The 23142-nt window shown below is 69.3% G+C and carries 18 protein-coding genes and 6 pseudogenes; 10 read left to right on the plus strand and 14 right to left on the minus strand.

Annotated elements, in window-relative coordinates:
* On the minus strand, positions 1-266 hold a 266-nt coding region (locus ACWV17_RS28170), incomplete at its 3' end, for a transposase (RefSeq protein ID WP_455361922.1).
* 920 nt (positions 267-1186) lie between these two features.
* Here ACWV17_RS28170 and ACWV17_RS28175 point away from each other — a divergent pair.
* Positions 1187-1775, plus strand: a pseudogene (locus ACWV17_RS28175) (sensor histidine kinase); the annotation flags it as partial.
* Positions 1776-1778: 3 nt separating this feature from the next.
* On the opposite strand, the pseudogene ACWV17_RS28180 reads toward ACWV17_RS28175, so the two are convergent.
* From ACWV17_RS28180 to ACWV17_RS28195, 4 genes and pseudogenes are all read right to left on the minus strand, one after another.
* Positions 1779-3095 (minus strand): annotated as a pseudogene (locus ACWV17_RS28180) (carboxylesterase/lipase family protein); the annotation flags it as partial.
* A 36-nt stretch (positions 3096-3131) separates the two neighbouring features.
* Entirely contained in the window at positions 3132-4613 is a 1482-nt protein-coding gene (locus ACWV17_RS28185) for a long-chain-fatty-acid--CoA ligase (protein ID WP_455361893.1), read from the minus strand.
* 244 nt (positions 4614-4857) lie between these two features.
* Positions 4858-6042 carry a PucR family transcriptional regulator gene (locus ACWV17_RS28190; RefSeq protein ID WP_455361894.1) on the minus strand — a complete coding sequence of 395 codons (1185 nt, stop codon included), beginning with the start codon at positions 6040-6042 and terminating at the stop codon, positions 4858-4860.
* Between the two features lie 89 nt (positions 6043-6131).
* Positions 6132-7451, minus strand: a complete 1320-nt coding sequence (locus tag ACWV17_RS28195; protein WP_455361895.1) for an MFS transporter — start codon at positions 7449-7451, stop codon at positions 6132-6134.
* A gap of 483 nt (positions 7452-7934) precedes the next feature.
* Here ACWV17_RS28195 and ACWV17_RS28200 point away from each other — a divergent pair.
* Positions 7935-8998: pseudogene (locus ACWV17_RS28200) on the plus strand (transposase); the annotation flags it as partial.
* Positions 8999-9615: 617 nt separating this feature from the next.
* On the opposite strand, the gene ACWV17_RS28205 reads toward ACWV17_RS28200, so the two are convergent.
* Complete coding sequence (locus tag ACWV17_RS28205; protein WP_455356678.1) at positions 9616-10161, minus strand: hypothetical protein; 546 nt, start codon at positions 10159-10161, stop codon at positions 9616-9618.
* A gap of 184 nt (positions 10162-10345) precedes the next feature.
* Here ACWV17_RS28205 and ACWV17_RS28210 point away from each other — a divergent pair, with 184 nt between their 5' ends.
* Positions 10346-11590, plus strand: coding sequence for a cytochrome P450 family protein (locus tag ACWV17_RS28210; RefSeq protein WP_455356679.1), 1245 nt, complete (start codon positions 10346-10348; stop codon positions 11588-11590).
* A gap of 29 nt (positions 11591-11619) precedes the next feature.
* Here ACWV17_RS28210 and ACWV17_RS28215 read toward each other — a convergent pair whose 3' ends face one another.
* From ACWV17_RS28215 to ACWV17_RS28235, 5 genes are read right to left on the minus strand one after another with little or no spacing between them, the layout of a single operon-like run.
* Positions 11620-13053 carry a cytochrome P450 gene (locus ACWV17_RS28215; protein WP_455361896.1) on the minus strand — a complete coding sequence of 478 codons (1434 nt, stop codon included), beginning with the start codon at positions 13051-13053 and terminating at the stop codon, positions 11620-11622.
* Complete coding sequence (locus ACWV17_RS28220; RefSeq protein ID WP_455356681.1) at positions 13050-13661, minus strand: GTP-binding protein; 612 nt, start codon at positions 13659-13661, stop codon at positions 13050-13052. The genes ACWV17_RS28215 and ACWV17_RS28220 overlap by 4 nt, the downstream gene beginning before the upstream one ends.
* Positions 13639-14001, minus strand: coding sequence for a DUF742 domain-containing protein (locus ACWV17_RS28225; protein ID WP_455361897.1), 363 nt, complete (start codon positions 13999-14001; stop codon positions 13639-13641). Before ACWV17_RS28225 ends, ACWV17_RS28220 begins: the two co-directional genes overlap by 23 nt.
* Complete coding sequence (locus ACWV17_RS28230; protein WP_455356683.1) at positions 13998-14411, minus strand: roadblock/LC7 domain-containing protein; 414 nt, start codon at positions 14409-14411, stop codon at positions 13998-14000. Before ACWV17_RS28230 ends, ACWV17_RS28225 begins: the two co-directional genes overlap by 4 nt.
* Positions 14408-15736: an ATP-binding protein gene (locus ACWV17_RS28235; RefSeq protein WP_455361898.1), complete on the minus strand. Its 1329-nt coding sequence runs from the start codon at positions 15734-15736 to the stop codon at positions 14408-14410. Before ACWV17_RS28235 ends, ACWV17_RS28230 begins: the two co-directional genes overlap by 4 nt.
* Before the next feature lie 248 nt (positions 15737-15984).
* On the opposite strand from ACWV17_RS28235, the gene ACWV17_RS28240 reads away from it, so the two are divergent.
* Positions 15985-16929 carry an AraC-like ligand-binding domain-containing protein gene (locus tag ACWV17_RS28240; protein WP_455361923.1) on the plus strand — a complete coding sequence of 315 codons (945 nt, stop codon included), beginning with the start codon at positions 15985-15987 and terminating at the stop codon, positions 16927-16929.
* Between the two features lie 292 nt (positions 16930-17221).
* Here ACWV17_RS28240 and ACWV17_RS28245 read toward each other — a convergent pair whose 3' ends face one another.
* On the minus strand, positions 17222-17629 hold the full coding sequence (locus ACWV17_RS28245) for an ArsI/CadI family heavy metal resistance metalloenzyme (RefSeq protein WP_455356686.1): 408 nt from the start codon (positions 17627-17629) through the stop codon (positions 17222-17224).
* 235 nt (positions 17630-17864) lie between these two features.
* Between ACWV17_RS28245 and ACWV17_RS28250 the strand changes: the two genes are divergently transcribed.
* The 3 genes and pseudogenes from ACWV17_RS28250 to ACWV17_RS28260 all read left to right on the plus strand — a co-directional run.
* The gene (locus tag ACWV17_RS28250) at positions 17865-18197 is read left to right on the plus strand and encodes a glyoxalase superfamily protein (protein WP_455356687.1); all 333 of its coding nucleotides are present in this window, start codon (positions 17865-17867) and stop codon (positions 18195-18197) included.
* Between the two features lie 36 nt (positions 18198-18233).
* Positions 18234-18674: pseudogene (locus ACWV17_RS28255) on the plus strand (helix-turn-helix domain-containing protein); the annotation flags it as partial.
* Positions 18674-18944 (plus strand): annotated as a pseudogene (locus tag ACWV17_RS28260) (IS5/IS1182 family transposase); the annotation flags it as partial. The pseudogenes ACWV17_RS28255 and ACWV17_RS28260, both read left to right, overlap by 1 nt.
* Before the next feature lie 138 nt (positions 18945-19082).
* On the opposite strand, the pseudogene ACWV17_RS28265 reads toward ACWV17_RS28260, so the two are convergent.
* A pseudogene (locus ACWV17_RS28265) lies at positions 19083-19175 on the minus strand (winged helix-turn-helix domain-containing protein); the annotation flags it as partial.
* Positions 19163-19498, minus strand: a complete 336-nt coding sequence (locus ACWV17_RS28270) for a helix-turn-helix domain-containing protein (RefSeq protein ID WP_455356688.1) — start codon at positions 19496-19498, stop codon at positions 19163-19165. The pseudogene ACWV17_RS28265 and the gene ACWV17_RS28270, both read right to left, overlap by 13 nt.
* A 286-nt stretch (positions 19499-19784) precedes the next feature.
* Between ACWV17_RS28270 and ACWV17_RS28275 the strand changes: the two genes are divergently transcribed.
* The 3 genes from ACWV17_RS28275 to ACWV17_RS28285 all read left to right on the plus strand — a co-directional run bounded on the left by ACWV17_RS28275 (position 19785) and on the right by ACWV17_RS28285 (position 23061).
* On the plus strand, positions 19785-21080 hold the full coding sequence (locus ACWV17_RS28275) for an ABC transporter substrate-binding protein (protein WP_455356689.1): 1296 nt from the start codon (positions 19785-19787) through the stop codon (positions 21078-21080).
* Between the two features lie 80 nt (positions 21081-21160).
* Positions 21161-22210: a carbohydrate ABC transporter permease gene (locus ACWV17_RS28280; protein ID WP_455361899.1), complete on the plus strand. Its 1050-nt coding sequence runs from the start codon at positions 21161-21163 to the stop codon at positions 22208-22210.
* A gap of 53 nt (positions 22211-22263) precedes the next feature.
* Positions 22264-23061, plus strand: a complete 798-nt coding sequence (locus tag ACWV17_RS28285) for a carbohydrate ABC transporter permease (protein ID WP_455356691.1) — start codon at positions 22264-22266, stop codon at positions 23059-23061.
* Positions 23062-23142 lie beyond the last annotated feature (81 nt).

Below are 23142 nucleotides of genomic sequence, written 5' to 3' on the forward strand. Positions count from 1 at the left end.
CCGGTCAACGAACCAGCACCCCGGCAGTCACCGTGCCCGGGAGAGGAACTACTTGCACCTCTCAAGCAACGGCATTGCCCGTTGTCCACGAGATACCGGATTGCGTCGATCATCTGCCGGTGGCAGTAGCCCTCCGGCTGGCCGCCCTTGCCGTTCATCCATGCCGGCACCGGTAGCAGGCTGCGGACCACCGCCCACTCCGCGTCGGTCATGTCCGACGGGTAGCGTCGCACACGCTCGGCGCGATCGGTCGCGTTGCCGTACACGTGCGCGAGGCAATCACACGGCCGGGCGGGCGAGTTGGACGCAGCAGGCAACGACACGGAAGACTGCGGCACCAGGGCCTCCTGTTGCTCATGGACTTCGACACCCACGAGCTGTGCAGGAGGCCCTGCCTCCATGCCCGGCAAGCCGGAAATCACCCGCCCGAGTCGCCGCACTCGAACCCACGCTCACCATGATCGGTACGACAACGGCTTCTGAGACCGAGCTAAGAGACTGAAACGGACAGTGAGAGCACCTGAAGCCACCTCGTGGACTCGATATCCCTGTCACAGAGACAACGACGGGCTCGCCGGACACGACAGGCTCCGTACCGCATCGGGGTCCGCGGGGTGTGCTGGACGATCCTGCTGGCGAACGCCCAGTTAAGGAACTGGGTCAGGGAGGCTGGCACTGCCTTCCAGCTGCGGCTCTCGAACTTCACCAGTCCCTCCGCGACCGTGAGGTGCTTCTCGCCGTCCGGCCGCTCCAGGGGTACGGAGGGGACGGTGCCGAGCCAGGGCGGGCGGGGCCGGTCGCTGAACCAGATCGAGGTGACGCCGTCTGCGTGCATCCGCTCGGCGCGGACAGTGATGTCGGCGCCGGTGATCGGGGCGAGCTGGGCGGCCGGTCTTCCAGACCGCTTCCCAGATGCGTCCGCACCCGAGGTCGGGCAGGTATGCGAAGACGGGTCCCCACTCGGCGTGTACGGCCCTGAACGCCACACTGGCCCCCTGCTTGTTGGCGAGGAGGCCAGTGTGGCGCGGGGAGCTGACATTGCATCAGGCCGTGGCGGGCTCCGGCTCGGGGCCCGGTTCCTGAGGCACGGGTGGCGAGCTTCAGGCGGCGGCCACCGTGTTTCACCATGTCGAAGTCCACCGCGCACCGACGGTTCCTGGTCTGGTCCCGGGCCGGAGCGGGAGCAGAGCGCGCGCGGGCTGCGCAGGCACGGCCCCGGGAGCGCAACCGGATCACCCGCGAGATGCACGACGTCCTCGCCCATCGCATCTCACTGGTCGCCATCCAGGCCGGGGGCCCGACCACGGCGATGACCTCTCGGCAGACGAGAACCGCGTCCTGGTCCGCGGTATCACTGAGGGCTCCCACCAGGCATTGGAAGAGCTGCGGGAGGTCCTCGGCGTCCTCCCGCGCTGACCCCGGCCGCCCGGAACGGCCGCAGCCCTCCCTCGACCGGGTCCCCAACTTGGTGGCCGATGCCCACGCTTCGGGTCTCGACGTCCGGCTCACCGACGCCGTGACCGGAACCCCGCCCGACGGCGTCGGACGGACCTGCTACCGGATCGTCCAGGAGGCGCTGCCCAACGCCGCCAAACACGCCCCTGGGCGCGGTCGTTCGGGTCACCGCCAACGGCGCCGCGGGCGGCACCCTCGACATCGGCGTCCGCAACGGACCGGCTCCCCCGCACACCGTACGGCCGAGGGTGGTGTGGCGTGGCAGCGGGTGTGCGGGTACCGGCCTCCGTCGGCGCGCCGGAGCGGGCGGGGGGACGGGGCCGTCAGTCCCAGAGGCGCTGTTCCTCGTCCCGGGGGGCGTAGACGATCCGGGTGTCGTCGGCGTCGAAGGTCATCACGGGCCGGGCGTCGCTCCAGGGTTCCCAGCCGGGGTCCCCGTGCGTGGCGAAGGCCCTCCAGGCGGTGTGCATCGCCCGGGCGAGCTCGCGCGGCGCGGCGTCGCCGGCCAGTATCCGGCTGTCGGCGGTGTCGAGCGTGTCGAAGACGAACCCGAGTTCCAGGGCGTGGCAGGCTCCGAGCCGCCGCACCGGTGAGGGCCACGCGAACTCGTAGACATACGTCCTGCCCGGCCGGCCGGTCCGGGCGTCGGCGAGGCGGTGGAGTGGGGCCCGCAGCAGTCTGTCGGTGGCCATGGCACCGAGGATCTCGCCGGGTGAGGCGCCTGGACGGGAAGCCCGGTAGACGCGTGGGGCCCGCCAGGGGGCACGGTTCTTGAGGACGGCCGCCCGCAGGGTAACGGGGCCGATCCGGTCGACGAGGCCGCTGGGCACGAACCACAGCCGGTACTCGTCGGTGTTGCTGCCCAGCAGTACGTCGATGCCGTCCGTGGCGCCCGCCGCCATCGCGGCGGCGGGCGCCACGGGCAGGACGTCGCCGTCGATCACCGGGTGGAAGCCGTGGCTGCCGGTCAGGGGGGTGCCGCCGGAGGTGACGGTGCCCTGGGCGGCGAGCAGTCGCGCGGGGTCGACACGGGCGAAGGCCGCGGCGGTGGCGTCGACGCCGAGGTGCTTCGCCACGGCGGTGGTGGTGCGCGCGGCGCGGGTGAGCGGCAGGGCCTCGGGGGCTCCGCTCTGCAGGACGGCCCGGTGGAACAGCCCGGCGGCGAGGGGGCTCGTCATCAGGGCGGCGATGCTGATGGCGCCTGCCGACTCGCCGAAGGCGGTGACGTTGCCCGGGTCGCCGCCGAAGGCGTGGATGTTGTCGCGCACCCAGGCCAGAGCGGCGAGCTGGTCGCGCAGTCCGATATTGGCGGGAGCGTCGGGGAAGACTCCGAAGCCCTCGATGCCGAGACGGTAGTTGAGCGAGACCAGTACCACCCCCTCGCGGGCGAAGGCCCGCCCGTCGTAGACAGGAACGGCGGAGGAGCCGTTGCGCAGCGATCCGCCATGTATCCACACCATGACCGCCCTGCGCTGCCCGTCGGGGGCGGGAGTCCAGACGTTGAGGTTGAGGCAGGCGTCACCGGGGAGGTCGGGGTCGGGCAGGAGCACGTCCAGCGGGGCGGCGTACGGGTTCTTGGGAGCGGTGGGCCCGAAGGTGGTCGCATTCCGTGCGCCCTCCCAGGAGGGGGCGGGCGCCGGGGGCCCGGACCGTGCCGGACAGGGTGTCGAAGAGGGTCATGCGCACGTCTCCCGGAGTTCCCGCTTGAGGACTTTGCCACTGGGGCCGAGCGGCAGAGAGCCGACGACGCGCACGATCCGGGGGGACTTGTGCCGGCCGAGCCGTTCCCGGGCCCAGGCGACGAGGTCGTCCGGCCGGAGCTGTGCCCCGGGGTGCGGCACCACGGCGGCACAGATCTCCTCGCCCATGGCCTCGTCGGGCAAGCCGACCACGCTGACCTGCGCGATGCCGGGATGGCGGGCCAGCGTCTCCTCGACGTCGCGCGGGTAGACGTTGAAACCGCCGCGAATGATCAAGTCCTTCTTGCGGTCGACGATGGTCAGGAATCCGTCCGGGTCCTTGACACCGAGGTCGCCGGTACGGAACCAGCCGTCGACGAGGACGGCTGCGGTGGCCGCCGGGTCGTCGAGATAGCCGGCGAAGACGTTGTGGCCGCGCAGGACGACCTCGCCGATCTCGCCGTCAGCCAGGGCGACGACGCGGTCCTCGATCCGCGCGTCGGCGACGGCGGCCTCGACGCCCCGGATCGGGCGGCCCACCGTCCCTGGCTTCCGCCCGGCGGGCCGGTTGAACGTCGCCGCGGGGGAGGTCTCGGTGAGCCCGTAGCCCTCCAGGATCACGGCGTCGAAGGCGGCCTCGAAGCGTTCGAGGAGCGCGACCGGGAGGGCGGCGCCGCCGGAGACCGCCAGGCGCAGGCCGACCGGTCGAGGCCCGCCCGGCACGGACGCCTCGGCGAGTGCGTGGTACATCGTCGGCACCCCCATGAACACCGTCACGGCTTCGCGCGCCATCAGTGCGAGGGCGCCGGGTCCGGTGAAGCGGGCGGCCAGGACCAGGGTCGCGCCCGCGCGCAGGGCGGCGTTCATCGCGCAGGACTGGCCGAAACTGTGGAACAGCGGCAGACAGCCGAGGACGATGTCGTCAGGTGTGAGGGCGAACAGGTCCTGGGCGCACACGGTGGCGTTGAGCACCAGGTTCGCGTGGGTGAGCAGCGCTCCCTTGGGGCTGCCGGTGGTACCGCTGGTGTAGAGGATGACCGCGGTGTCGTCCGGGTCGCGCGGTTCTGCGGCGTCCAGAGCCTGGCCGTCGCAGTCGACGGACAGGACGCGCACCCCGGCGTGGTCGGCGGCGGCCTCCGCGACCGAGGTGAGCGGGTCGGCGGTGACCACGGCGCGGCAGCCGCTGTGCCGCAGCACGTACGCGACCTCTGCGGCGACCAGCAGAGCGTGTACGGGCACCACCGTGGCCCCGGCGGCGAGTACGGCGTAGTACGCGCGCGGGAAGTCGGCGGAGTTGGGCAGCAGGAGAGCGACCCGGTCCCCGGTCCTCACACCCTCGGCCCTCAGCCGGGCGGCGAGCCGCAGGGCGTCCTGCCACAGGTCGCGGTAGGTGATGCGGACGTCCCCGTCGACGACCGCGATCCGGTCGGGATGGCGGACGGCGGATTCCTGCAGGATGGTGGCGACGCTCAACTGCACAGTGGCTCCCTTGCGCGTACGAACGGTCTGCCCGATCGCCTCAGCTTCGGCCAGGGCGCCGGACGGCGACCATGTGCAGACGCCCAACACCGTGGTCGGCGCGGTGGGCAACGGCACGGGCCGCCGTGCGGGAGCCGTGCGGGAGCCTTGCGGGAGGTCAGCGGCCGTCCCGGCGGACGGCCGATCCCACGGCACGGGCCAGCGCACGGGCTGCTGCGGCTCCGCCCGCGAGCGGCCCCTCGGGTCAGCGGTCCAGTTCGAGGGCGCGCAGCGCGAGGGCCCATCCGAGTCGTGCCTCACCCGAGTCGGCGGGCCAGCCGCTCAGTTCGGCGACGCGGCCGATGCGGTTGAGGATCGTGTTGCGGTGACAGAACATGCGGGTCGCGGTGCCGGACGCCGAGCAGCCCGAGTCGAGCCAGACCCGCAGCGTCCCGAGCAGCACGTCGCGCTCGGCACTGCTCTCCAGGACGCCGTCGAGATAGCGCACCGTGAGACGGTCGGCGATCTCCGGCTCGGCACCGAGCGCCGCGTGCACCAGTCGGTCGTCCAGCGAGGCGACCGCCCCGCTACGGGGCGGCAGCGTCTCCAGCGCACGCTGCGCGAGGCGCAGTCCCTGGGCCGCCGCGGCGAGTTCCCCGAAGGGCGGTGAGATGCCGGCCCTGCCGACGCGCTGGCCGCGCAGTGCGTCTGCCAGTTCCGCCGGTTCGGCCGCCCTGAGCCGTACGAGTCCCGCGACGGTGTCCGCGCGCGGCCGCCAGTACGACCACATGCCCCAGGTCTCCAGAGCCGGCGCCGGGTCGGGGGGCGACGCCGCGTCGTGGGTGTCCTGGGCGATGACGACCACCGCGTAGCGGTCCTGCCGGGGCACACCCAGGGCCGTGGCGGCCGCACCGGCCACCGCGGCATCGCCCGCGCGGCCGTCCAGGAGCGCCTCGAAGAGGGCGCTGCGGCGGGAGGCCTCGCGGTGCTGGAGTTCCAGCGTGCGCAGGCGGTAGGCGTCCGCCATCGCGGACGAGAACCGGTCGATGGTCTCCCAGACGGCACCGGCCATGTCTCCGACGAGGCGCTGCTGGGCGGGCGACCGGTCACGCATCCAGTCGGCCATCGCCTGCCACAGCACCCGCCCCCCGCGGCGGTAGGCCTGCAGCACGGTGGCGAGCGGCATGTCCTGCTCCGCGCGGAGCCTCCCGTTCGCGGCGGCCACCGTCTCGAAGCGGCGCCTGCCGTCAGGTATCTGGCCGAACTCGCGCAGGGCGATCTCCATGTTGCCGCGCAGGGTCCGCTGGAGGTCCTCGTGGGAGACCGGGGTTCCGCTGGCGTAACGGGAGCTGTGCGCGCAGATGTCGGCAGCGAGGCGCTCTATGAGCCCGTCGACGTCGCCGAGCAGCGTCAAGGCCAGATCCCGGCGCAGGGCCGGCTCGTCGTTCATGAGCGCAGGATAGGCACGCGTGCGGCCCGCGGGGAACGTGGTTGTCGACCACGATTCCCGCGGGCCCGCGAGGTGCGGCTGGAGGCAGGTCACTTCCCGACCGGGACGACCGTCCTCGGACGCGTGCGGTCCTCTTGGCGCACCAGCCGCTTGAGGGCCATGGCGAGGGCGGCTCCCACGATTCCGGCCATCACGACGAAGACGAAGGGGGCCCGGTAGCCGTCGGTGCGGTCCTCGATCATGCCGAAGGCGAAGGGGCCGAAGAAGCCTCCCAGGAGTCCGATCGTGTTGATGAACGCCAGCCCGACGGCAGCCATCAGACCCGACATCCGCGACATGGCCACCGACCAGAACATGGGGAGCGTGCCCATGAGGAAGAAGTTGGCGACGAACAGCAGCGTGAACTGTGCCGCGACCGCGTCCGTGGTCAGGAATCCGGCCATCGCGGCGGTGCTGGCGACGGCGCACAGGACGATCAGCCCGGTGTCGTTGCCGATCCGTCCGTGCAGCCAGGGGAAGAAGAGCACGCCAGCGAGGACGGCCAGGCCGATACTGCCGGTGACCAGGCCGATGTTCGTCGCCCCCTCGACTCCGAGCCCTTCCACGATCGACGGCAGGTTGAATCCGACGGCGGACGCCACGAGCTGGTTCACGAAGTACACCGCCGCGAGCATCAGCACGACCGGGCGGCCGAAGGCCAGTTTCAGATTGCCCCGCAGGCGGTGCGGAGACGGTGCGCCGGCCGCACGCTCGGACAGCAGGGCGGCCTCGTCCGGGGACAGCCAACGGGCGTCCTGCGGGCGGCTGGGCAGCGCGAACCAGACGACGACACCGACCGCGACCGTCACCAGACCCTCGACGAGGAACATCCACTGCCAGCCGTGCAGCCCGGCGGCGCCGTCCAGGCTCATCAGCGCGCCGCCCGCCGGGGCGCCCAGAATGATGGCCAGGGCAGGCGCGGTGTAGATGAGGCCGACCACCTTCACACGGTGCCGCTGTGAGAACCAGAGCGTGACGGTGTACATCAGGGCCGGGTACAGCCCGGCCTCCGCTGCCCCGAGAGCGAAGCGAAGGAGGTAGAACGACAGCTCACCCTGGACGAACATCATCGCTGCGGAGACGAGTCCCCAGGTCACAGCGATACGCGCGATCCAGGCCCGGGCTCCGATGCGGTACAGCATGAGGTTGCTGGGAACCTCGAGAAGCGCGTAGCTGATGAAGAACACTCCGGCCCCGAGCCCGTACGCGGCCGCGGAGATGCCGATGTCGGCCTCCAGCTGGGTCTTCGCCAGCGCCACGTTCGTGCGGTCCACGTACGACATGAAATAGGCCAGGCCGAGTACCGGCAGCAGTCGTCGGATCGCTCTGCGGGTCACAGCCGCGTGGAGCGCTTCGGAGTCAAGGTGCATGACAGTCCTTCCCGCGGGCACGGGTGCGCGCAGTGAATGCGGAGTCGGGGGAGCTCACCGCGTCCCCTGCCGGCGACGGCGCCGGGTCGCTCGTGGTGGTCAGCTTCGCGGACACCGCCGCGATCCGGCCATGTGCAGTTGCCCAGCATGAGCGCCGGCCCGATGGGCACCGGCACCCGGCGCGGAGGTTCGCGAGCCCTGGGCGCAGGCGGGTTCCGCGGAAGGCGATGCCGACGCCCGTCGACTACCGTGCCGAAAGCCCCCGAGGGCCTCTCGCCGATGTGCTGTCCGGTCCGCGACGTCCGGCCCAGCCTGTCCGCCCTTGATCGGCGGGAGGCCCCCTGAGCTTGGCGTTTATCGTCTGTGGTCGAACATGGCCTCGAACTTGCTGACGTTTTCGGCTGAGTGCCTGACGTGAGAGCGGCCTTCGCCTGATCCTGTGCTCCGTCACAGAGGCACTTGACCAGTACGAAGGCCGTAGCAATGAGTCTGCTGCAGCGGGAAAGTTCGCGGGATGCGTTTGCCGAACTGTCATGCGTCCGGACGGAGTTCTATGCCTGCCTGACCCAGCGGCCCGACGCGTTGTTCGAGCTGAGTGACGCCTTGCTGTGTGCGGACGGTCCGGTGAAGACGTTGGTCGAGCTGTCCCTGGCGCCTGAGCACCGCCGCGGGCATGGCGCGTTGTACGGCGGACTGAACCGCGGGCATCTGGATCTGTCTCGGCTGCGCAGGGCGCTGGCAGGACTGCCGCTTCCCCGGACGGCAGAGGGGCGGCTGGTCCTGGCGGTCGTTGTCAGCAACTGGCTGCGGCCGGATGCGAATACCAGCCCGGACCGACTGTTCTGCCACATATACGGTCGGGGCAGGGGCTCGGCCCAGATGATCTCCGGGTGGCCCTGTTCCTTCGTCGCTGCCCTGGAGCCGGGGCGAACGTCGTGGACTGCCATGCTGGACGTGGTCCGGCTGTGTCCGTGGGACGACGCGATCACCGTCACCGCCGCCCAGGTCCGGGAAGTGTTCCAGCGGCTGTATGTGGCAGGCCAGTGGCAGATCGGCGACCCGCCCGTCCGGGTCGTCGTTGATGCCGGCTATGACGTGACCCGCCTGGCTTTCCTGCTCACGGACCTGCCCGTCGAGCTGCTGGGCCGGATGCGGTCGGACCGCGTCCTGTACTTCCCGCCCCCGCCCCGGCCGGCGGGCAAACGCGGGCGCAAGCCCAAGCGCGGGGCGGAGTTCAGGTTCGAGGATCCGGCCACCCAGCCTGTCCCGTCCGTCACCACGGTGACCGACACCACCCACTACGGGAAGGCCGTCGCCACTGCCTGGGACAGTCTGCACCCGCTGCTGGTCCGGCGCTCGGCGTGGGCCACTACCCCGAAGGACAGCTGCCGGTCATCGAAGGCACGGTCATCCGTCTTCAGGTCGACCACCTGCGTGGTGACCGCAGTCCCAGGCCAGTGTGGCTGTGGTGGTCAGTCACCGGCGCCACCGCCGTGGATGTGGACCGGCTCTGGCAGGCATTCCTGCGCAAATTCGATCTTGAACACGTGCGCCACGAGGCGCTACACAACCGAGTGGAGGTGAAAGACCGTGCGCCACGAGGCGCTGATGATCCGCGTGCGGGTGTGAGACCCGCACCGTCGTCCCGTCGCAGCGGGACGACAGAAGCAGGGGGTAGCTGGGCCCGGCGAGTCGGCCGAGTCTGCCATGGTCGGTGACCTCGGCTTCGGACTCCTGAGCCCGGCCGCCCGCGTCGACGTCCAGGTGCGCCCGGTGCCCGCCCCCGAACGAGCCTCGCGTACTCCTTCCAGGAATTGCGGACAGGTCTCCACGCGGTGGAGGCAGTCCCAGGTCACATCCATCGGAACACCGATGTCGATCTGTTCTTCGAGAGTGCTCATCGGCCACCTCACAGCTTGGTTCACGGCTTACGGGGCCCTGTCTCCAGTGTGCCCCCGGAGGATCGCTGGCGGCCGGCGTCAGTGCCCGCGGGCCGGCGGGCATTGATGACCAACGGTCATCACTGCGGATGCGTGGGGCGCCCAGCGCGGGACGGGAGGAGGGTGCGGAGCCTGCTGCGTCCGTCTCGTTGTCGGGCTGGGCCTGTACGTCGGCGAACGTGGCGTCGCTGTCTCGCACAGGACGTCTCATCTCGCGGAATGTACTACTCCAACTGGCCTGGTCCTACCGGGCAGTGAGGCACGCAGTCGGGGCAGGCGTACACCGCCCTGGCGGTATTGGGGCGGGGCTCGATGACGCGCACGAGGACCGGTGCCTCGGTGCTGCGCTCGCAGCGACAGCAGACGCGTGCCAGGTGACGCGGTCCGGAGGCGTCGGCCAGCGCCGCCCGGAGCGCGAAGTGCAGTGGCTCCGGGCCTGTCCGATACCGCTGGCGGGTCAGCGGGACGCGCCAATAGAGCCCCGGCCCATATGTACGGTGCTGGGCCGGAACCGCCACGTGACAACCAGGCCCGAGCACCTGGACCTGCGGCAACCGCCAGTGGTCGGCGGCAGTCGGCCGGATCAGCCAGTAGAGGACGCTGCCGTACCCGTCCTTGATCACAGCCCCCGTATCGTGTCCGAGGTGCTCGAGGGCGCGGACTCCGAGGCTGACCGGCACGCGTACGGCGTCCCACCATCGCCCGGCGGGCAGGGTCCGTACCTCCACGCCGTACGGCTGCACCCACTGCTGGGCTCTGCTGATTGTCATGGCGCTCTCACCGGCTCTCCCATCAGATGCAGTGACCGTAGGACGCGATGGGGGCCGCCACTTATGCGTACGCGTAGGGAAGTTCCCCCCGCACGCAGCGTGTGCGGTGTGGTCTCACTCCGAAGCCCTACGACGGCTTAGCGTGATGTGTCGTATTGGAGTTCGAGCATCATGGAGGCCTCTGATGGGGGACCAGTCCCGCTTAGTGATAGACCCCACCGGCAGCGACATCCACGGAGAAGCCGACCGCATACGCGAGAAGGGACCGGTGACGCGCGTCGAGCTCCCCGACGGCGTCGAAGCATGGGCGGTCAGCAGCACCGAGCTCCTCAAGAGGCTGCTCACCGACCCTCGCGTGTCCAAGGACCCGCGGCGTCACTGGCCCGTGTGGATCAACGGGGAGATCTCCCCGGAGTGGCCGCTGTTCACCTGGGTCGCGGTGCAGAACATGTTCACGGCGTACGGCGGTGAGCACAAACGGCTGCGTACTCTCGTTTCCAAGGCGTTCACCGCGCGTCGGAGCGCCGCGCTGCAGCCTCGTATCGAGGAGATCACCAAGGGGCTGCTCGACCGGATCGCCGAGGCCTTACCGAAGGGTGAACCCGTCGATCTGCGCGAGGAGTTCTGCTATCCGCTGCCGATCCAGGTGATCAGTGAGCTGTTCGGGCTGCCCGAGGAGAAGGGCTCCGAGCTGCGCGCCGCCGTGGACGGCGTCTTCCACACCTCCGCCACGCCGGAAGAGGTCACCGACAACTACGCCAGGCTCTACGCGGCCATGGGAGAACTCGTCATCCTCAAGCGGGAGTTGCCCGCTGACGACCTGACCTCCGGACTCATCGCGGCGCGCGACGACGAGGGCGACACCCGACTGAGCGCTCAGGAACTGCTCGACACGCTCGTGCTGATGATCAGCGCCGGCCACGAGACCACGGTCAACCTCATCGACAACGCCATCCACGCCCTGCTCACCCACCCGGAACAGCTCGCGCACGTCCGCGAGGGCCGTGCCAAGTGGGACGACGTTATCGAGGAGACCCTGCGGGTGCAGGCCCCGGTCGCCAGCCTGCCGCTGCGGTACGCCGTGGAGGACCTGGAGTTGAGTGAACTGGGCGGTCCCGACGGGGTGGTGATCGGCAAGGGTGAGGCGATCCTGGCCGCGTACGCCGCCGCCGGGCGCGATCCCGGGAAGTACGGGGAGGACGCCGGCCGTTTCGACGTCACCCGGCTCGACAAGGAGCACCTGGCCTTCGGCTACGGCGTGCACCACTGCCTCGGCGCTCCGCTGGGCCGCATGGAGGCCCGTATCGCGCTGCCGGCGCTCTTCGAGCGGTTCCCCGGCCTCGCCCTTGCCGTGCCGCAGGAGGAGTTGCGGCCTGTGGACTCCTTCATTTCCAACGGACATCGCGCCCTGCCCGTACGCCTCTCCTGAGTCAGTCGCCTCCGATCATTCCCGTTCGATCACTCCCCCCGCCACCAGGCCCGCAGCGAGGACCACACGCGCTGCGGGCCTTTGGGCGCCGGAGTCGCCGAAGTTGCGGGAGCTGCCGATGGAGTTGGAGTCCGCTCCGGGCTCCCGGCAGGCACGGCAGGCCCCTCGGGGCCGGAGCCGCCGGCGGGCGGAAAACGTACCGGGAGGGCGGCTAGCGCGCGGTGGAAGGGGCCGGGGCGCCAGGTCAGTTCCTCGACGGGCACGGCCAGCTCCACATCGGGGAGGCGGTCGAGGAGCTTCTCGACGGCCACCGCCGCGATCAGCCGGGCCGGGCCCTGCGCCGGGCAGGCGTGCGGACCGGCGCTCCAGGCCAGATGGGCCCGGTTGCCCGTACGTTGATCGGCCGTCAGGGCAGGGTCGGTGTTCGCGGCGGCAAGGCTGATGACGAGGGGCTCGCCCTTGCGCAGCAGCGTCCCTTGGTACGTGACGTCGTGGACGGGGAAGTGCACGGCGTAGTTGGCCATGGGCGGGTCGGTCCAGAGCACCTCGTCGAGGGCGTCCTCCACAGGCAGGCTGCCGCCCGACAGACTGCCCGCGAACCGGTCGTCGGAGAGCAGAAGCCGCAGGCTGTTCGCGATCAGATTCTGCCCGGGCTCGGTACCGCCGCCCAAGAGCAGGACGAGGGTGTGGACGAGTTCCTCGTTCGTGAGCTCCGCGTGGTGGGCCATGAGCCAGGACGTCACATCGTGCCCCGGCTTCTCGCGCTTCAGGGTTGCCAGGTCGATCAGGGTCCGGGTGAGGAGATCGTTCGCCTTCTCGGCGTCCACGCCGTCGAAGATCCCGGACATGCCCTCGACCAGTCGGTCGCCGTAGTCGGGCGGGCAGCCGAACAGCTGGTTGAGCACCAGCAGCGGCAGGACCTGGGCATATGCGCCGAGCAGATCCGCCTTCCCGTCCGATGCAAACCGGTCGATGAGCGTGTCGGCGCTCTGCTCGACGTAACCGCGCAGTGCGTTCGGCTCCACGCGGCCGAGGCTGTCCGTGACCGCCTCGCGCAGCCGGCGGTGCTCCTCCCCGTCGGTGAACAGGGCGTTCGGCCGGTACGCCATCATAGGCGCGACCGGGGTGTCCGGGGGGATGGTGCCGTCCGCCAGATCGCGCCAGCGGCGGGGATCCTTGGAGAACGTCTCCGTACTGCGCAGCACGTACAGGGCGGCGTCGTAGCCGGTGACGAGCGTGGCCCGGACGCCGGGAGCCAGTTCGACCGGCGCGGTCGGTCCGGCCGCGCGCAGCCGCCCGTAGACGGCGGCCGGGTCGGCGGCGAAGCCCGGGCCGTACAGCGGCTCGCGTGAGGGGCCGCAGTCGCCGGTGTGATCGGGGCGATCGCTGCTGTGAGCCGGGCAGCCCGGCGGTGGCACGGAGTCGTGTGTGGAGTGCTCGGGAGTGGGTTGGGAGAAGGTCACGCTTGCTCCAGGGGGCGTGGTGCGCTGTTGCGGGACTGGAGGTATTCGACGAGGGTGATCAGCGCCCGGGCGGACGAGGACCGGTCGCGGGCGTCGCACCGTACGAGGGGTGTTTCGGGGAGCAGATCGAGGGCTTCGCGGATCTCGGCGATGCCGTATGCGGGAGCGTCGTCGAACTGGTTGACGGCCACCGCGTACGGCAGGTCGAGCTCCTCCAGAACCCCCATGACGTCGAAGGACTGGCTGAGGCGGCGGGTGTCGGCGAGGACGAGCGCGCCGAGCGCTCCCTGCGTCATGTCCTGCCACAACCGGGTGAAGCGCTGCTGTCCGGGGGTGCCGAAGAGATACAGCACGAGGCGGTCGCTGAGGGTGAGTCGGCCGAAATCCATGGCGACCGTGGTGGTCGTCTTGTCCTTGGTCCCCGCCAGGTCGTCGACGAGGGCCCCGGCCTGCGTCATGACCTCTTCGGTGTGAAGCGGCCGGATCTCGGACAGCCTGCCGACAAAGGTGGTCTTGCCGACCGCGAAGTGCCCCACGATCAGGAGTTTGACTGCTGTCTGAACACTGCGCCGCAGATAGACGTCTTCAGAGGAGGGAGCGGAGGCCATCGAGCACCTCCTGGAGGATGCGGGCCTCGGAAGGCCGGGCTGACGGGATGGGCGCGCGGGTGACGATGTGGCCGCTGTCCATGAGGTCGGCGATCAGCACTTTGACGACACTGACCGGCAGTGACAGATGTCCGGCCACCTCGGCGACCGAAAGGGCTCCGGGCCGGCACAGCTCCATCAGCCGACCGTTCTCAGGACTCATACCGGTCAGCGGCAGGTCCTCGGTGCCGATCAGCAGAGTGACCAGATCCAGAGTGTTGCGGGTCGGGTAGGCGCGTCCGTCGGTGACCACGTACGGCCGCACCAGCCCTCCTTCGGGGCGGCGCCTGCGGGGAGTCATGCCGGGCTGCCGGTGTCCTGCCGGGCCGGGCTGGTCAGTTCCCTGCCGAGCCGGTCGACCAGTTTGTGCATGCGGTACGTGACCGCCTCCATGTCCACGTTCTCGGTGGTGGAGACCGCGAGATAGGCGCCCTTACCGGCGGCGACGAGGAAGACGTACCCGTGCGCGAACTCGATCAGAGTCTGCCGCCACGGAGTGTCCTGATCGCCGCAGAACTCCGCCGTGCTGCGGCTGATCGACTGGACACCTGAGAGCCCGGCGGCCAGCCGCTCGGCGTCGTCCCTGGCGATGTCCGCGGAGTGGGCCCGGAGCATGCCGTCGGCCGAGAGCAGGATCGCGTGCCGCGCCTCCGGCACTTTGAGGACCTCATCGAGCGTCCAGCTCAGCTCGTTGGTCATGGGCTCGATCATCCTTGTGTCTTCCCTTCATCGTTTTGGGCGGCGCGGCCGGAGCGGGTGCCGCGCGCGAACGCGCCCATACGGTGGGCGGTTTCCTCGGCCGACCGGTCGGCGCCGTCCGCGGACTGCACAGCCTCGGACCGCACGGCCTTGGGCCGCTCCGGCGTCGGCTGCTTCGGGGACCGGCGGCGCCGCCTCGGCAGCCCACCGGCCGTGGTTGCCTCCGCGGGCAGCGGTGCGGGCACAGGCGTAGGCGCGGACGTACGGTGCGGTGCGGGTGAGGGCTCCGGTACGGACGAGGGCTCAGGCGCGGCGGCGGCGTCAACGTGAGTGAGGAGCGAAGCCGGGAGGAACACCACGGCACGTACACCTCCGTAGGGCGAGTGCGTGTCGACGGACACGCTGAACCCGTACCGGGCGGCGAGCACTCCGATGACGGCGAAACCGAACTGCGGAGGGTCGTCGAGCCGGGTGACATCCACGGCTTGCCGGCTGGAAAGCAGCACGGAGGCACGCTCCTCCACCTGTCCGTCCATGCCGACGCCCGCATCATCGACCACGATGCACGCGCCGTTGTGCACAGACTTGATGCTGACCTCGACCGTCGTGTTGGGCTGCGAGTGGCGCGCGGCATTGTCCAGCAGCTCGGCGACCGTGAGGACCACCGGCTCAACCACCCGGCTCTCGATGCCGATGTCGACCTGTCCGTGCAGGTGCACTCTCCGGTAGTCGCGGATGCGTGACTTCGCGCCACGTACCACCTCGGTCAGCGCGGAGGCGGCCCGCTGCCGTCCGGGCCAGGACCCGCACAGCACGGCGATGGCCTGTGCGCGGCGGCCGAACTGGGCGTTCGCGTGGTCGATCTCCAGCAGGTCCCGCAGCACGTCGGGGTGGTCGTGCCGCGCCTGCATCTGGGAAATCGACACCTGCTGCTCGTTCGCCAGGGCCTGGATCGAGCGCATCGACGTCTTCAGGGCGGCCTTCGCCGAACGGTCGGCCCGGGTCTGCGCGTGCTCGACCGCGCTGGAGAACCGTTCTACGACGTCTTCGAGACTCTTCGCGAAGTCGGTGCCGGTCAGCCTCGCGTCGAGCAGCAGCCCGGTCTCCGGGGTCGACGGCTGCGGGGTCGACGGGTGCGGTGAATCCTCCAGCGCGGGCAGCCGGACACAGACCAGCTGCCGTACCTCCTCGTCACGGGCCCGTAGGCCGTCCGCCAACTCGACGTTCCGCTCGCGCACGATCGTGGTGATCCCTCGCTGGCGCACCAGCAGCACGGTGACGGCGAGCAGGCCGACGGCCAGGCACCAGAAGACCGCCTCCGGTATGTGTTGTGTCATGGAGTCCTCGAGGCAGGCGTGAGATGGCGGGGCGGCCGACGGTAGACCAGCGCGCACACCCACACTTGCTCACGCACGCAAGGAAGTTGTCAGCAGACGAAGCGCCCGCGTGGCCCGGAATGTGTGTGGGTTTCACGGAATCCACCGGAGACCGGGAGGCTGTAATATACTGCGCGCCCGTAACTGCCGTTATTGCAAGGCTAGTTGAGTATTCACACAGTACTGAGGGGGTTTCGGTGCCCGCGGGAATGTACAGCGTGGAGTCGTTGTCGACCGGGGACGTGGCACCGTGTGAGCGCGCCGAACTCTGGCGCGAGCACATCGCGTCGTATCAGTCCCGGATGGGCTGCAGATATTCGCGCGCAGACAACTTCCGCGGGGAGACGATCCGCCAGCACACTGACGCCTATCAACTCGTCAGGTTCTGGTCGGACGAGATCGAGTACACCCGGACCACACGTCAGGTGCGGCAGGACCCGGACGAGAACTACCGCCTCCTGCTTCCGCTCAGCGGAGACATCGTGCTGCGGCAGGACGACCAGGAGGCACGGCTGACGCCGGGGACCGGCGCCCTCGTCAGCTTCGGCGCACCCTTCGAGTGCCTCCAGAGCGCGTCCACGGACGCGTTCATCTTCACGATCCCGGCGCACGAGGTGGACGGCCCAATGAACCGGAAATCGCCGCTGGCGGCCGGGCTGGATCTGAGGAGGGGCCTGGGCCGCGTGGTGGGCTCCATGCTGAACGGCCTGTACGAGGAGCGCGACGACCTCACCGACCCCCAGTTCAACGCGGTGTCCGACCGTATCGTCGAGCTGCTGTGCATGCTCGCGGTCGGTGACGACCGCCCGGACGCGCCGGGGCATCTGGCCCAGGTGGAAGCGATGGTGCGTCGCTACGTACGCGGGCACGCGGCCGATCCGGAGCTGACCGGCGCGGAGATGGCGCAGGCGCTGGGGTGGTCGCTGCGGCAGGTGCAGCTCGCGCTGCAGCGCGTGGGGACCACCCCCCGGGAACTGATCCGGGAGGAGCGGCTACGGCTGGTGCGGGACCGGCTGCGGTGCGCGGAGTTCGAGCACATGACGATCAACGATCTGGCGTACGCGTCGGGCTTCTCCTCCGCGAGCGCGCTCAGCACCGCGTTCCGGCAGCGCTTCGGGCTGAGTCCCCGCGAGATGCGGTACGGAAGCCGCTGACCCGGCCGGGCCGCGCGGCAATGCCGCAGCTGCCCGTGCTTGGAGAGCGGTCTTTGCCAGGTGCCGGACGAACCCTGAATGTCCCCCTCCTGCCCGGCATTACCGGGTCCGCTCCGACGAGGCATCGGCCACGCCACCTCCTGCGAGCGGCGGTCACCTTGACGACGCACCCGCGGGAACGACCGCGGGGTCAGCTGCCGCAGGTACAGCCAGCGGCGGCCTTCGCGTCGGCCGGTGTCTGGGTCGGATCGACGGCCTCCTCCTCGGGGGTGCAGCAGGCGGCCGTGCCGCATCACTCCTCGGGGGCGCTGTCGGTGCTCTTGCCGAGGGTGTCGGCGTCGGCCTTGACGACGTAGACCTCCCAAGGCTCCTCGCCGGGGCCGGTGACCCACACCTTGTCCTGCAGGGCGTAGCAGCAGGAGGTGTCGTTCTCCTCGAACGTGGCCAGACCTGCCTCCTTCAGTCGCTCGGTGGCGGCAGTGACTTCCTCGGTGCCGGCGACCTCGACGCCGAGGTGGTCGAGGCGGGTCTTCTCGTCGGTCTCGCCCTCGATGAGGACGAGCTTGAGCGGGGGCTCGGCGATGGCGAAGTTGGCGTAGCCCTCCCGCCGCTTGGCGGGCTCGGCCCCGAACAGCTTGGAGTAGAAGGCGACAGAGCCCTCAAGGTCGGCGACACGCAGGGCGAGCTGGACTCGGGACATGGCGGTCTCCCATTCAAGCAAGAGCTTGCTTCGACGTCTGTCGATGCGATCGAGGTTCACGCCCTGGCCCTCCTTGCGGGAATCGCCGCCGCTGAGGTCGACAGGGATTGGAATCGTGCCCGAGTCGCCCATCGCGAACGGGCTCCGCCCGGCGAGCCTCGCTCGTCACACCCTTTTCGCTAGTGCCGCATCAGGCAACGTTCGCCCTGTCGGGTGGTCTGCGACGATGGGCTGCATGAACGAGGAAGTCATTCCCATTCTTCGCGTCGAGGACGCTGTGGCGGCGGTCGCGTGGTACGAGAGACTGGGCTTTGCCAAGCAGTGGGAACACCGCTTCGAACCGGGATTTCCCGTATTCGTCGAGGTCGCCCGGGGCGGGGTGCGGTTGTTCTTGTCGGAGCACAAGGGCGACGCCCGCCCCGACACGTTGGTCTACCTCCGAATTCGTGATGTCGAGGCCATCGCTTCCGAGTTCGGTGTGCAGGCGCACGACGCTCCGTGGGCGCGTGAGATTGAGCTGCGCGACCCTGACGGCAACCGGCTCCGGATCGGCACGCCGACGGAATGACACTCGCTGGCAGCGCGCGGCAGGGAAGCTGTGCTGGTGGCTGAGCGAGTACGCGTCCGGGGGATCGATGACGACGAGGGGCGGCGCCTGCTGCGGATCATCCGTAGAGGCAGCGGGTCGGTGGTGACCTGGCGGCGGGCCCAGATGGTGCTGTTGTCCGCGCAGGGCATGCCTGCGGCGAAGATCGCCGAGGTGACGTTCACCAGCGTGGACCGGGTCCGAGACGTCATCCACAACTTCAACGCTGACGGCTTCGACTCCCTCTACCCCAAGTACAAGGGCGGGAGGCCGAGATCGTTCACGCTGCCCGAGCGGCGCGAGATCAAGAAGATCGCCAAGTCCAAGCCGGCCGAGCACGGTCTGCCGTTCTCGACCTGGAGCCTGGCCAAGCTGGCTGACTTCCTGGTCGCCGAGGGGGTGGTCGACGACATCAGCCACGAGGGCCTTCGGGTCCTGCTCCGCCAGGAGGGCATCTCCGCGCCTACCTGCGAAGACGCCAGATCCGAGCGGTGATTCCGGAGAAGGTGGACCAGGCCGCCAACCGCGAGAAGCGGGGCTCGAAGGGAGGCCGTCCGGTCTCATACGACGCCGAGCTCTACAAGGAACGGAACACCGTCGAGCGCGGGATAAACAAAGGAGTGGCGAGGGCTGGCAACCCGCTACGACAAGACCCCGGCCAGCTACCTCGCCGGACTCCACCTGCGGGGAGCGGTCATCTGGCTCCGCAGCCTCCGCCCCACCACATGATCCGAACTTGGAACAGTCCCTAGTGGGCGAAGAGGACCTCCCCGGCCTCGGCCTTCGCCTGGCCCGGATCGCCGGCCAGGTCTCCTCCCGCCAGACGCGGACCGCTTCCGCGTCCTGCTCGACGGCCCGCTTGTCCGGGCGCCGGAAGGACAGCCCCCAGCGGCGCAGATACTTGCCCACACCCTGGTCGGTCAGCCGCACCCGGTACAGCTTCGCGATCAGATCCCCCACCCCGGCCCGCGTCCACAGCTGCCCCGCCAGCCCCAGGTCACAGGGACGGTGATCCAGAACGCCTGCCGGATCGCCTGCTGCTCGACCGCATCGAGAACCTGATGCTCGCCGACCCTGCGCCCACGCGGCCGGGCTACGAGCGCCTCGCGCCCGCCGGCCAGCCACTTCGCCCACCAGTTGTCCACCGCCTTGAGCGAGACCTGGAACACCGCCGCGACATCCTCACGAGTCCGGCCCGCCACCAACGCGGCCACCGCCCGCAGTCGAAGGGCCTCCTGCGCCGACGGCGACAACTGCCGTGCATCCCCCACCAGTTCACTCACGCAGGGATCAACGACCCAGAACACCTACCGTTTCGGATCAATAACCCCAAAATGTCCCCACCCGGCCCCGGGGCTGCAGGACCTGCCCTGATGTCACCTCTGTACGAGGTCTCCTGGCGATCGCACGAGCCTTGACCCTTGCCCGCCGCGCATGTAGAACGTTAAACCTCGGAGGATCAGGGCGTTCCCGTATCCGATGGAGCCACGCTCATCTGAGCCGGGCCTGTCGTCGCGAAAGGCTGATCCCCGGCCCCGGCGCCGGAGTCCCGGCGGAAGGAGTTTGATGATGAGATACGACAGAAGGCTGCGTTACGGCCTTTCCATCGCCATGGTGGTGGGGTTGGCCGCCTGTGGCACCAGCGAACCGGAAGGTGGGGGGGCGGACGGACGGGCGGCACTGGAGGGCCGTGGGCCGATCACTTTCGCCACCGCCAAGGACACCTCGGGCCAGCTTCCGGGCCTGGTGAGCAAGTGGAACGACGCGCATCCCGACCAGAAGGTCAGGATTGTCGAACTCCCTGAGTCCGCAGACGGTGCACGGGAGCGGCTGATACAGAACGCTCGGACCAAGTCGGACGCGTTCACCGTGCTCTACCTTGACGTGGTCCAGACGGCGGAGTTCGCCGCGAATCGGTGGGTGGCCGAGCTGCCGCGCGAGGAGTTCGGCCTGTCCGGCTTCCTGTCGCCGACGGTTGCGGCGTCCGAGTACCAGGGCCGGCTCTACGGTGTCCCGTGGACCAGCGGGGCGGGCCTGCTCTACTACCGCGAGGACCTCCTGGACCGGGCCGGCGTCGACGGACCGCCCCGGACGTGGGCCGAGATGAAGGACGCCTGCGGCAAGGTGCTCGACCTGCCCGAGGCGAAAGAGATGAGCTGCTACGCAGGACAGTTCGAGAAGTACGAGGGCCTGACCGTGAACTTCGCCGATGCGGTCCACTCCGCCGGTGGTCACATCATCGGGCCCGATGGACTGCCCGACGTCGATACGCCCGAGGCCCGGGCCGGCCTCGACTTCCTCGTCGAAGGGTTCAAAGACGGCACTATCCCCAAAAAGGCAGTGACTTTCACCGAGGAGGAGAGCCGGCGGGCCTTCCAGGCCGGTGAGCTGGTCTTCCAGCGTCAGTGGTCCTACCAGTACGCCCTGGCCAACAAGAAGGACGGTTCCTCAAAGGTTGCCGGCCGGTTCGCGGTGGCACCACTGCCCGGCCAGGAGGGCCCCGGCGCCGCGAGCCTCGGCGGATCTGCACTGGCCATCTCCGCCTTCGCTAAGAACAAGGCGACTGCTGCCGATTTCATCTCCTTCGTCACGAACGAGGAGAATGCGTTGGACTACGCACGCGCGACGTCGCAGGACCCGACGCGCGCGTCGGTCTACGACGATCCCGAGCTGGTGGAAAGCCGCCCGTACTACCCGGCGCTGCGCGAGGCCATTCTCCAAGCCGTGCCGCGGCCACAGGTCGCCAACTACAACGACATCACGCAGGCCATCCAGCAGCAGGTCTACGCCGCGATCACCGGCAAGAAGAGCTCCTCCAGAGCGCTTGAAGACCTGCAGGCAAAGCTGGCTGTACTCATCACATGATGACCGAGCCGTCCCGGGTGCGCCGTGCCGGACCGGCAACCGCACCCGGGGCGGTCCCGTGACGGCACCAGGAGGCCGCCTTGTCTGATCCATCCCTCCGCAGTCCTGCCGTTTCCCGCAGGCGCGGTGAAAAACGGTCCTTTCACGGGAGCGGACGGCTCGCCGCGGCGCTGCTCTCGCCCACCTTCCTCGTCCTGGGCCTGGTCGTCGCTTTCCCTCTGATCTCGGCCCTGCGGCAGTCCTTGTACGCCAGCGCCGAGGGCCTCGACGAGGACGGCTTCGTCGTAGAGGGTGAACGCTTCGTCGGAGTGCAGAACTATCTCGACATCTTCGGTGGTGAGGCTGGCGAACGGTTCTGGAACGCCTTCTACAACACCACGTTCTTCACCATCTCCACCGTGCTGCTGGAGACCGTCATCGGCGTAGCCATGGCGCTGATCATGCACCGGGCGTTCCGCGGCAGGGCGCTGGTGCGGGCCAGCATCCTCGTGCCGTGGGCGATCCCGACCGCGGTATCCGCCCTTCTGTGGCGGTGGATCTTCCAGTCCGACGGGGTCGCGAACGCGTTGCTGGACAGCCAGGTCCTGTGGTCTGCCGAAGGGTGGCAGGCCCAACTGTCCGTAATCATCGCCGATACCTGGAAGGCCGCACCATTCATCGGCCTGCTCGTGCTCGCCGGCCTCCAGGTCATCCCGCAGGAGGTCTACGACGCGGCGAAGGTCGACGGCGCTGGGGCCTGGCAGCGATTGGTGAGGATCACGCTGCCGCTGGTGAAGCCGGCACTGCTGGTGGCTGTGCTCTTCCGGCTGCTGGATGCCCTGCGCATGTTCGACTTGCCCTTCATCCTGGTCGGACAGCAGAAGCAGTCGGTGGAGACGCTGTCGATGCTGGCCTTCGATGAGGCGGCGGCCGTGCGCTACGGCCCCGCGGCAGCGTACGCCACGATCCTCTTTTTTTACGTTGTTCTCGTCTCTTACGCCTTCGTCAAGCTACTCGGCGCGGACCTCTTCGGTGAGATGGGCCCGGGTAGGCGGGCCGACGGCGGGCGGGGGAGGACCCGTGGCACACCTCCTAAGGGTGGCCCGACGAACGGGGCCGCACGTACGCACGAGAAAGTGACAGTTCTATGAGCACGCCCATACCCACAGCCACGCCCTATTCCCGGACACGTCGGTGGCTTCCCGTGGCGGGCATCGCCGTGATCGTGCTGTACTGCCTGGCCCCCTTCTACTGGATGCTGGTGTCCAGTCTGCGCCGCACCTCGGACATCTTCGACAAGAGTCCCCTCCCCACGCCGCTGTCGCTCGACGGCTATCAGGCGGTCTTTGACCCGACTAACGCGTTCGGCCGCGCGCTGCTCAACAGCCTCGTGGTCGCGGGTACGACGACCGTTCTCACCCTGTTCGTTGGCGCCTGTGCCGCCTACGCGCTGGCGCGCCTGGACTTCCGGCTGAAGAACCTGGCTCTCAGCGTGATCATCGCGACATCGATGTTTCCCGGCATCTCGCTGGTGGTTCCGCTTCTGAAGCTGTTCACCGACATCGGATGGGTCAACACCTACCAGGCAATGATCGGGCCGAGTATGTCGTTCGCGCTGCCCTTGGCGGTGTGGAACCTGACGGTGTTTTTCCGGCAGATGCCGCTGGAACTGGAGGAGGCGGCCCGCGTGGACGGGTGTACCCGGCTGCAGGCATTCCGCAGGGTCATCCTCCCGCTGGCGGCGCCGGGCATGTTCACCACCGGGATCATCGTCTTCATCGCGGCCTGGAACGAGTTCATCATCGCGCTGAGTATGGTGAATGAACAGGAACGTCAGACCGCGACGGTCGCCATCTCCCGTTTCGTTGGCTCCAGTGGCTTCGACTCGCCTTTCGGCACCCAGATGGCGGCGGGAGTTGTCATCACCGTTCCGCTGGTGATCATGGTGCTACTTTTCCAGCGCCGTATCATCGCCGGTCTCACCTCGGGCGGCGTCAAGTAGGGGTGCCGTTATCGAGCGGCGAACCAGGTGACAAGTAACCTGCCAGTAGCTTTCGGATCGAAGGCGCTCCGTATGCGCGCA

It is taken from the genome of Streptomyces mabaensis, assembly GCF_053763515.1.